Below are 1944 nucleotides of genomic sequence, written 5' to 3' on the forward strand. Positions count from 1 at the left end.
GTCCTTGCCTTTGTCGCGACGACCACCGCCACCGCCACCACCGCCGCCGTTCGGGCCATCGCCTTTGGGGCCGCGTGGGTTGCGAGGGTTGCGCACATCCGGACGCTCGCGCGCTTCTGGCTTCTCGGCCTCCACGGCGCTGGCATCGAAGCCCATCAGGTCGCCATCGGCGATTTTCTGCTTGGTCATGCGTTCGATGCTTTTCAGCAGTTTTTCTTCGTCCGGCGCGACCAACGAAATGGCCTCGCCCGAACGACCGGCACGGCCCGTACGGCCGATACGGTGCACGTAGTCTTCATCGACGTTTGGCAGCTCGAAGTTGACCACGTGTGGCAATTGGTCGATATCCAGGCCACGTGCGGCGATATCGGTAGCGACCAGGATACGCACGGTACCGGCCTTGAAGTCGGCCAGGGCTTTGGTGCGCGCGTTCTGGCTCTTGTTGCCGTGGATGGCGACGGCGGTGAGACCGTGCTTGTCCAGGTACTCGGCCAGGCGGTTGGCGCCGTGCTTGGTGCGAGTGAACACCAGCACCTGTTCCCAGGCACCGTGGGTGATCAGGTGCGCCAGCAGCGAGCGCTTGTGGCTGGCTGCCAGGCGGAACACGCGTTGCTCGATACGCTCGACCGTGGTGTTCGGTGGCGTGACTTCGATGCGCTCGGGGTTGTGCAGCAGCTTGCCAGCCAGGGCGGTGATGTCCTGGGAGAACGTTGCCGAAAACAGCAGGTTCTGACGTTTGGCCGGCAGGCGGGCGAGGACCTTTTTCACGTCATGGACAAAGCCCATGTCGAGCATGCGGTCGGCTTCGTCCAGCACGAGGATTTCCACGTGGGACAAATCGACGCTGCCTTGGCCGCACAGGTCGAGCAAACGACCTGGGCAGGCTACCAGTACATCGACGCCACGGGACATGGCCTGAACCTGTGGGTTCATGCCGACGCCGCCGAAGATGCAGGCGCTGACAAACTTCAAGTCGCGGGCATACAGCTTGAAGCTGTCGTGCACTTGGGCGGCGAGTTCGCGGGTTGGGGTCAGGACCAGTACACGCGGTTGGCGCGGGCCGTGACGTTGGGATTTGTCCGGGTGACCGTTGGGAAACAACCGCTCCAGGATCGGGAGGGCGAAACCGCCGGTTTTACCAGTACCTGTCTGAGCCGCGACCATCAGGTCGCGACCTTGCAACACGGCGGGAATGGCCCGCTGTTGCACCGGAGTAGGCTCGGTATAGCCCGCTGCCTCGATGGCGCGGACTAAAGCCTCGGAGAGACCGAGGGAAGCAAAGGACATGAGTAATCCTGTTTTAGTTAGGGCTTGGCCCAAAGGGATAATCTTGCCGGGCGTGAATGGCGCTTAGGGGAGCGCAACCCCGTCCGGTCCTGCTGCGTCTGGCGGGCACTCCACCGGCTCGCGCGGGCCGCAAAGCTGCGCAGTAGCTGGGTTGGGTGCCGTTTTCAAGACCCGAGCGGCCGGGCGTAAGCCTGGCGGAAAGGCCGCAGTATAACAGAGCAATCACTGCGCGCTGCTTTCCTGCTGCTCAACGGCGTGTTCGGGAGGTGGTATGGGTGCCGTTTGCTCCTGCATCCGGCCATATTTAGCACTCAAGGTGGCATAGGCCGGCTCTTGCTTGAAGCGCTTGAGCTCGGCGGCAAAGCGTTGCACCAGCAGGTCCATGCCTGCGCCACGGCGTACCGCAAGAAATTGCTGCTGGCGACTGACCACCACCGACGCCTGGCTGACCTTACCTTCCAGGCCCAGCGCCTTGATCACGTAGTGCCCCACGCGCCGGTCAGTCACCACCATATCGACGCGCCCCAGCATGAGTTTGCCAAAATTGGCTTCATGGCTGGGCGCAGGTTCACGCTGGAAGGTGTTGGACCCACTGAACGCGTCGCCATAGAGGTAGCCGGGGGAAACACCGACCGTCAGGCCACGCAGGTCGTCGAG

At 63.0% G+C, this 1944-nt stretch carries 2 protein-coding genes; both read right to left on the reverse strand.

From position 1 onward, the window contains the following. A partial coding sequence (locus tag GIW04_RS30305; RefSeq protein ID WP_236349481.1) for a DEAD/DEAH box helicase occupies positions 1 to 1287 on the reverse strand: 1287 nt, incomplete at its 3' end. Between the two features lie 222 nt (positions 1288 to 1509). Continuing rightward, the coding region (locus GIW04_RS30310) for a substrate-binding periplasmic protein (RefSeq protein ID WP_236349213.1) at positions 1510 to 1944 on the reverse strand (435 nt) is incomplete at its 5' end.

The sequence above is a fragment of the Pseudomonas sp. PA-4-8C genome (assembly GCF_021606625.1).
Classification (GTDB): domain Bacteria; phylum Pseudomonadota; class Gammaproteobacteria; order Pseudomonadales; family Pseudomonadaceae; genus Aquipseudomonas; species Aquipseudomonas lactis.